8 protein-coding genes and 1 pseudogene are annotated in these 7,171 nt (G+C 68.2%); 3 read left to right on the plus strand and 6 right to left on the minus strand.

Going from position 1 to position 7,171, the window contains the following annotated elements:
• From AC6EI8_RS22445 to AC6EI8_RS22455, 3 genes are all read left to right on the plus strand, one after another.
• Nucleotides 1-1,155: ABC transporter permease (locus AC6EI8_RS22445; RefSeq protein WP_498382914.1), on the plus strand; the 1,155-nt coding region annotated here is incomplete at its 5' end.
• 162 nt (nucleotides 1,156-1,317) lie between these two features.
• Nucleotides 1,318-1,758 carry a group II truncated hemoglobin gene (locus AC6EI8_RS22450; protein WP_226109181.1) on the plus strand — a complete coding sequence of 147 codons (441 nt, stop codon included), beginning with the start codon at nucleotides 1,318-1,320 and terminating at the stop codon, nucleotides 1,756-1,758.
• A gap of 23 nt (nucleotides 1,759-1,781) precedes the next feature.
• Nucleotides 1,782-2,402, plus strand: a complete 621-nt coding sequence (locus tag AC6EI8_RS22455; RefSeq protein ID WP_498382915.1) for a DUF924 family protein — start codon at nucleotides 1,782-1,784, stop codon at nucleotides 2,400-2,402.
• Between the two features lie 99 nt (nucleotides 2,403-2,501).
• Here the strand turns inward: AC6EI8_RS22455 and AC6EI8_RS22460 are convergent, their stop codons facing one another.
• From AC6EI8_RS22460 to AC6EI8_RS22485, 6 genes and pseudogenes are all read right to left on the minus strand, one after another.
• A complete protein-coding gene (locus tag AC6EI8_RS22460) occupies nucleotides 2,502-3,086 on the minus strand; it encodes an LOG family protein (protein ID WP_149319403.1) in 585 nt (194 codons plus the stop codon).
• Nucleotides 3,083-3,829 (minus strand): TetR/AcrR family transcriptional regulator, encoded by a 747-nt coding sequence (locus tag AC6EI8_RS22465; RefSeq protein ID WP_149319402.1) that lies wholly within the window; start codon nucleotides 3,827-3,829, stop codon nucleotides 3,083-3,085. The genes AC6EI8_RS22460 and AC6EI8_RS22465 overlap by 4 nt, the downstream gene beginning before the upstream one ends.
• 183 nt (nucleotides 3,830-4,012) lie before the next feature.
• Complete coding sequence (locus AC6EI8_RS22470; RefSeq protein WP_149319401.1) at nucleotides 4,013-4,492, minus strand: diacylglycerol kinase; 480 nt, start codon at nucleotides 4,490-4,492, stop codon at nucleotides 4,013-4,015.
• Nucleotides 4,413-5,534 carry a glycosyltransferase family 4 protein gene (locus AC6EI8_RS22475; protein ID WP_149319400.1) on the minus strand — a complete coding sequence of 374 codons (1,122 nt, stop codon included), beginning with the start codon at nucleotides 5,532-5,534 and terminating at the stop codon, nucleotides 4,413-4,415. The genes AC6EI8_RS22470 and AC6EI8_RS22475 overlap by 80 nt, the downstream gene beginning before the upstream one ends.
• A gap of 68 nt (nucleotides 5,535-5,602) precedes the next feature.
• Nucleotides 5,603-6,628 carry a UDP-2,3-diacylglucosamine diphosphatase gene (locus AC6EI8_RS22480; protein ID WP_149319399.1) on the minus strand — a complete coding sequence of 342 codons (1,026 nt, stop codon included), beginning with the start codon at nucleotides 6,626-6,628 and terminating at the stop codon, nucleotides 5,603-5,605.
• A 280-nt stretch (nucleotides 6,629-6,908) separates the two neighbouring features.
• Nucleotides 6,909-7,171, minus strand: a pseudogene (locus AC6EI8_RS22485) (esterase/lipase family protein); the annotation flags it as partial.

Genomic DNA, 7,171 nt, shown 5'->3' on the forward strand with positions numbered 1-7,171 from the left:
GTCGGCGGCAAGTCGGCCGGCCGCGCGGTGGGCTGGCGCTTTGCGCTGGCCGTGCTGGAGCGCCGCCGCGCGGTCACGGTGCTGCAGACGGTGGCGCTGGCGGTCGGCCTGATGGCGCTGCTGCTGCTCGGCATGACCCGCAACGACCTGATCGATTCGTGGCGCAACGCCACCCCGGCCGACGCGCCGAACCGCTTCATCATCAATATCCAGCCGGACCAGCGCGAGCCGCTGCGGCAGATGCTGGCGCGCGACGGCATCGACGATCTGCTCTATCCGATGGTGCGCGGCCGGCTGACGCATATCGGCGGCGAGCCGGTGCAGGCCTCGCGCTACGAGGAGGGCCGTGCACGCAATCTGGTCGAGCGCGAATTCAACCTGTCCTATACCGATGCGCTGCCCGAGGGCAACCGCGTGGTGGCCGGCCGCTGGTTCGACGGCAAGCGGCCCGAGGCGTCGATGGAGGAGGGTATCGCCAGGACGCTGGGCGTGAAGCTGGGGGATACGCTGCGCTTCGACGTGGCGGGCCAGCAGATCGAGGCGCCGGTGACCTCGCTGCGCAAGCTCGACTGGAGCTCGATGCGCGTCAATTTCTTCGTGATCCTGCCGCCGTCGATGATGCAGGGGCTGCCGGAGACCTATATCACCGCCTTCCACCTGAAGCCCGAGCAGGCGTCGCTCGGCAATGCGCTGAGCGCGCGCTTTCCCAACATCACGATCGTCAATACCGAGCTGATCCTGCGGCAGGTGCAGGGCGTGCTGGATCAGGTCATTGCGGCGGTGCAGTTCCTGTTCGCCTTCACGCTGGCGGCCGGGGTGACCGTGCTCTATGCCGCGCTGGCAGGCGCGCGCGACGAGCGCCGCCGCGACGCCGGGCTGCTGAAGGCGCTGGGCGCGTCGGCGGCGACCATCAAGCAGACGCAGTACGCCGAATTCCTGGTGGTCGGCGGCCTGGCGGGGCTGCTGGCCAGCATCGGCGCGATCGCGGTCGGCTGGGCGCTGTCGCGCTTCGTGTTCGACTTCTCCTATGTGCTCAATCCGTGGATCGTGCCGGTCGGCGTGGTTTCTGGCATGCTGTGCGCTTTTGCCGGCGGCTGGCTGGGCCTGCGCGACGTGCTGCGCCAGCCGGCACTCGCGACGCTGCGGGAGGCTTGAAGGGCTCAGAGGGCTCGGAGGGCTCGGAGGGCTCGGAGGGCTCGGAGGGCTCGGAGGGCTCGGAGGGCTCGGAGGGCTCGGAGGGCTCGGAGGGCTCGGAGGGCTCGAAGGCCATGAAGCGGCGCCATCGCCGGCAAACCGACTCCGTTGATTCGAACCGCAATGTCCGACGTATCCCGGCAGACTGCCGACACCCCCAACGCTGCCGACGAGCAGACCCCGCAGCCCACCGCCTACGAGTTGATCGGTGGCGAGGCGCGCGTGCGCGAGCTGGTCGACCGCTTCTATGACCTGATGGACCTGGAGCCGGAGTTCGCCGGCCTGCGCGCGCTGCATCCGCCCTCGCTGGACGGCTCGCGCGACAAGCTGTTCTGGTTCCTGTGCGGCTGGCTGGGCGGTCCCAACCATTTCATCGAACGCTTCGGCCATCCGCGCCTGCGCGCCCGCCATCTGCCGTTCGAGATCGGCATCAGCGAGCGTGATCAATGGATGCGTTGCATGGCGATGGCGATGCAGGACGTGGGCCTGTCCGAGGATCTGCAGATGCGGCTGCTGCAGGCGCTGTTCCAGACGGCCGACTGGATGCGCAACGTGGCGCGGTGATACGACGGCAGCAAGGAGAAACGATGGACCACATCAATCACAACAACCTCGCCGCCCGCATCCTGGCGTTCTGGTTCGGCACGCCCGACTCGGCCGACTGGGATCGCGAGCGGGCGATGTGGTTCACCCGCAGCGAGGCCTTCGATGCGCGCGTGCGGGAAGAATTTTTGCCCGCATGGGAAGCCGCGCATGCGGGCACCGATGGGTGGTCGTCGTTCGTCGAGAACACCGCCGACGTCGCGCCGGAAACCGTCTGCGCGCGCATCGTGCTGCTTGACCAGTTCCCGCGCAACATGTTCCGCGGCGATCCGCGCAGCTTTGCCACCGATGCGCAGGCGCTGGCGCTGGCCCGGGGGATGGTCGAGCGCGGCGACGATCGCTGCCTGCCGACGCCGTATCACCGCATGTTCTGCTATATGCCGTTCGAGCATGCCGAAGCGCTGGACGCCCAGCACGCGGCGGTCGAGCTGATGACCGCGCTGCGTGAGGACACCGCGGGGCGGGTCGATGTCGTCGAATGGGCCGAGCGGCACCGCGTGGTGATCGAACGCTTCGGCCGTTTTCCGCATCGCAATGCGGTGCTGGGCCGGCCCAGCACCGACGAGGAAGTGGCCTTCCTGCGGCAGCCGGGATCCTCGTTCTGAGTTCCGATTCTGGCGTTCTGAAGTTTCGAAGTTCCGAAGTCCCGACGCTAATACGCAGCGCGCGTCGTTACGCGCCCGCTGGCGAAACCGAAACGGCGTTCAGGTCTTGTCGCGCGCCTGCTGCCACTTGTCGACGCGCAGCTGCGGCACGTTGGCCAGCGACTCGATGATGCCGTCCGGGGTGTCGGCCACGCGCAGCAGGCCGGCATGTTCCGGCTTCAGGAAGCCTTCGCCGACCGCATGGCGCAGGAAGCCGAGCATGCCGTCATAGAAGCCCGCGACATTGAGCACGCCGACCGGCTTGGCGTGATAGCCCAGCTGCAGCCAGGTGAAGGTCTCGAACAGTTCCTCGTAGGTGCCGATGCCGCCGGGCATCGCGACGAAGGCGTCGGCGCGGTCGGCCATCATCTGCTTGCGCTCGTGCATGTTGCGCACGACGTGCAGCTCGGTCAGGCCGGCGTGGCCGATCTCCTTGTGCATCAGCGCCTCGGGAATGATGCCGATCGCGGTGCCACCGTGTTCGAGCACCGCATCGGCGACCATCCCCATCAGGCCCACCTTGCCACCGCCGTAGACCAGCGCCAGGCCCTTGTCGGCCAGCGCGCGGCCCATCGCGCGCGCCGCCTGCGCGTATTCCGGGCGATTGCCGGGGCTCGAACCGCAATAGACGCAAACCGATTTCACTGCTTTCCTTCCTGTCGTGGTTTGGGGTGGGAGGGCGACGGCGCACCGGCCTTGCCCGATGGCTCCGCCTGCGCCTTGCCGGCGGCGAACTCGCGCGCGAGCTGATCGAAGGCCTGGCGCGCGTTGCCGCGCAGATAGGGCGCGAGGATCGAGAAGATGTGGTAGCTGGCGCTGTGCAGGTAGCCGCGGATCTGCTCGGGATCGTTGTACTGGCGCGGGTGCTGCACGAACTGGAACGACAGCCAGTAGGTCGCGACCACGACGATGTTGGTGCAGATCGCGTCGACCTGCTCGGGCGTGGCTTCCATCTCGCCGTCGTCGAGGAACTGGCGGCAGATCTCCTGCGCGAAGCGCTTCTTCTGCTCGACGATGCGCTTGAAGTTGGTCTCCAGCATCCGGTTGCGGGCCAGCAGGTCGTTGATGTCCCGGTACAGGAAGCGATAGTTCCACAGGAACTCGGACATGTACTGCAGATAGCCCCAGCTTTCGCCGAGCGTCGGCTTGTGGTCGTCCGGCAGCTTCAGCCGGCGCTCCATTTCCTGCTCGAAGCGCGCGAAGATCGACGTGATGATGTCGTCCTTGTTGCGGAAGTGGTAGTACAGGTTGCCGGGGCTGATGTCCATCGCCTCGGCGATGGTGGTGGTGGTCACGTTGGGCTCGCCGACCTCGTTGAACAGGCGCAGCGAGACATCGAGGATGCGGTCCCGCGTGCGGCGGGGACCGGTCTGGGGTTTGGATTCCATGAGGCCGGGCAAGCTAGGACAGGCGCGGGCCGCAAACGGACGGACCGGCGCGCTGCGAATGGACGGACTGCGATTATATGCAATGGCATCGCAGCTGGCCCCGCGGCGCCATGCCGCTGCGGTCCACTCAGCCGCCCAGCCGCCCAGCCGCCCAGCCGATCAGCCGATCAGCCGATCAGCCGATCAGCCGATCAGCGCGCGCAGCCAGCCCACCACATGCGGGGCGGCGATCGCCAGCCAGGTGCCGCCGCACAGCACCAGCGCCAGCATCACCGCCGCGCTGCCGAAATCCTTGGCGCGCTTGGACAGCCCGTGCCGCTCCAGCGAGATGCGGTCGACCGCGGCCTCGACGCTCGAATTGAGCAGCTCGACGATCAGCACCAGCAGCAGCGTGCCCAGCAGCAGGATCCGTTCGACCACGGTCACGGGCAGCAGGAAGGCCAGCGGCGTCAGCACCGCGACCAGCGTCAGTTCCTGCCGGAACGCGCTTTCCTCGAGCACCGCATAGCGCAGGCCCGACAGCGAATTGACCGCGGCTCGCCAGGCGCGGGCGATGCCGCGGTTGCCCTTGTGGGGGTTGTCTTCAATCGTGTAGTCGCCGTTCTCGCGGGGCAAGGTCGGCTTCGGCACGGAGTTGTCGGAGGGAAGAGGGGGTTTCGCCATGATCTTGTCGGGGGCGCGCGGTCTGGCCGTGGCCGTTCGGCATGCCGTGCAGCGGTCGCAGATGCGCGAGAAACTGTTCGGACGCGGCGCGCCACGAAAAGCGTTCGGCGTGCGCGCGTGCGGTGGCACGGTCGATGCGCAGCGCTTCGAGGCAGGCCTCGCGCAAATCCTCGTGCATCACGCCGGCGTCGCTGTCGCCCAGCACATCGATCGGACCGGTGACCGGATAGGCCGCGACCGGCAGGCCGCTGGCCAGCGCTTCGAGCAGCACCAGGCCAAAGGTATCGGTGCGGCTCGGGAACACGAAGACATCGGCCGAAGCATACACCTTGGCAAGCTCGGGCTGGCTCAGCACGCCCAGGTAATTGGCGTTCGGATAGCGCGCCCGCAGCGCCGGCAGCGCGGGGCCGTCGCCGACGACCCATTTCGAGCCGGGCAGATCGAGAGCGAGGAAGGCCTCGACGTTCTTCTCGACCGCGACGCGGCCGACGTAGAGGAAGATCGGGTGGGCGGTGTTCAGCACGTTGACCGACTGGGGCACGAACACATCGAGATCGACGCCGCGCGTCCACAGCACCGCATGCTCGATGCCGAAGCGGTGCAGGTCCTGCAGCACCACCGGCGTCGGCGCCATCACCGCCTGGGCGGGACCGTGGAACCAGCGCAGGAAGCGGTAGGTCCAGGCCAGCGGAATGCCGAAGCGCGCCTGCACGTATTCCGGAAAGCGGGTGTGATACGCGGTGGTGAACGGGAGCTTCTGGCGCACCGCGTGACGGCGCGCAGCGAGGCCGAGCGGGCCCTCGGTGGCGATATGCAACGCGTCCGGCGCGAACTCGCGGATGCGCCGGCGCACCGCCGCGCCGGGCAGCAGCGACAGGCGGATCTCGGGGTAGGTCGGGCAGGGCACCGTGCGGAATTCGAGCGGCGTCAGCAGCTCGACGGTATGGCCCATCGCCTGCAGCTCGCGGCGGGTCGACTTCAGCGTGCGAACCACGCCGTTGACCTGCGGTTCCCAGGCATCGGTGACGATCAGGATTTTCATGGTGTGTCCTTGCGGCGGCGCCGCGGTATCGGTTGCCCAGCAGCGATCGATCGGCATGCGGCGCGGCGCTACACCGTCGCCGCGCTCTTGCGCATGCGGCGCGCGACGGGCTGCGCAGGGTCGCGCAGCGTGGTCCAGTAGACGATCTTCAGCTCGCCCTCCATGGTCTCGACCAGCGCCGACAGGCTTTCGACCCAGTCGCCGTCGTTGCAGTAGAGCTGGCCGTCGACCTCGCGGATCTCGGCCTTGTGGATATGGCCGCAGACCACGCCGTCGCAGCCGCGCCGGCGCGCTTCCTCGACCATCGCGTGTTCGAACGAGCTGATGTAGTTGACCGCGTTCTTGACCTGGTGCTTCAGGTATTGCGACAGCGACCAGTAGGGAAAGCCCAGCCGCGCGCGGATGCGGTTGAAATGCCGGTTCAGCGCCAGGATCAGCGTGTAGAGCGTGTCGCCCAGGTAGGCGAGCCAGCGCGCGTGCTGCACCACGCCGTCGAACAGGTCGCCATGCACGACCCACAGGCGCCGGCCGGTCGCGGTCACGTGCACCGCTTCCTCGCGCACCACCACATCGCCGAAGGCCAGGCCGTCGAACTGGCGCGCGACCTCGTCGTGGTTGCCGGGTACGTAGATGACCTCGGTGCCCTTGCGCGCCTTGCGCAGCAGCTTCTGCACGACGTCGTTGTGGCTCTGCGGCCAGTACCAGCCGCGCCGCAGCTGCCAGCCGTCGATGATGTCGCCGACCAGGTACAGCGTGTCGGACTCGTTGTGCTTGAGGAAGTCGAGCAGGTAGTCGGCCTGGCAGCCCGGCGTGCCCAGATGGATGTCGGACAGCCAGATCGCGCGGTAGCGCTCGACTTCAGGCGGATCTGCGGAGGGGACGGAGGCCGGAACCGGGTCGCGCCGGTCCTGGTGGTTCAGGCGGTCGGTATCGGCGGGGAAGGCGGTGGTCGGCGCACGGTCCAGGCCGGGCGGCATGAAGGCGGCTGGCATGCCGGGAATGGCGGCCAGCGGCAGCATCGGGTCGGAGCGTCCGCGCAGTCGCTGCGCGGCGCGGGCCAGATGTGCCCGGGCGGAACGGAGTGGACTGACCATGGCGGCCCCGGTGACGGCGATGACTGCATTGAGCCAGCCATCGATGACGGCGCCATGACGGAAACATGAATGACATGTGACCAACCGTAAAGGCGGTCGGCGGTTCGCCGTCGGCCGTTAGCGATCAGCGATCAGCGGTAAGCGGTAAGCGGTAAGCGGTAAGCGGTAAGCGGTAAGCGGTCCGCGGTCCGCGGTCGACGGGGGGCGAGCGGCGATGCCCACGGAAATCGATCGGTCAGAAGTTGGCCGCTCAGGAAGCGACCGATCAGGGCGAGACCGCTCAGGAAGCGGCCGGAGCCGCGGCGTGCGCGAGCCGGTCCAGCGCCGACAGCACCGCGTCGAACGCGCGCGGGTCGCGCAGCAGCGAGACATGGCCGATGCCGGCCAGCGCGACGTTGTGGGCGCCGTCGAGCCAGCTGGTTTCGGCCGGGCCGGCGATCGAATCGTGCCAGCTGAAGATCGACACCATCGCGGCGCGATCGCGCGGGCTTTCGCTGCGCGCGAGCGCCTGCAGCCAGTCGTTGCCGCAGCGCATCTGGCGCG

This window comes from Cupriavidus sp. R6-3 (genome assembly GCF_059772245.1).

Excerpts from the sequence above, each read along its gene's own strand:
- AC6EI8_RS22465 (WP_149319402.1), bottom strand. The coding sequence starts at position 3,829 with ATGGAATCCAAACCCCAGACCGGTCCCCGCCGCACGCGGGACCGCATC.
- AC6EI8_RS22455 (WP_498382915.1), top strand. The coding sequence starts at position 1,782 with ATGGACCACATCAATCACAACAACCTCGCCGCCCGCATCCTGGCGTTC.
- AC6EI8_RS22450 (WP_226109181.1), top strand. The coding sequence starts at position 1,318 with ATGTCCGACGTATCCCGGCAGACTGCCGACACCCCCAACGCTGCCGAC.
- AC6EI8_RS22475 (WP_149319400.1), bottom strand. The coding sequence starts at position 5,534 with ATGAAAATCCTGATCGTCACCGATGCCTGGGAACCGCAGGTCAACGGC.
- AC6EI8_RS22470 (WP_149319401.1), bottom strand. The coding sequence starts at position 4,492 with ATGGCGAAACCCCCTCTTCCCTCCGACAACTCCGTGCCGAAGCCGACC.
- AC6EI8_RS22480 (WP_149319399.1), bottom strand. The coding sequence starts at position 6,628 with ATGGTCAGTCCACTCCGTTCCGCCCGGGCACATCTGGCCCGCGCCGCG.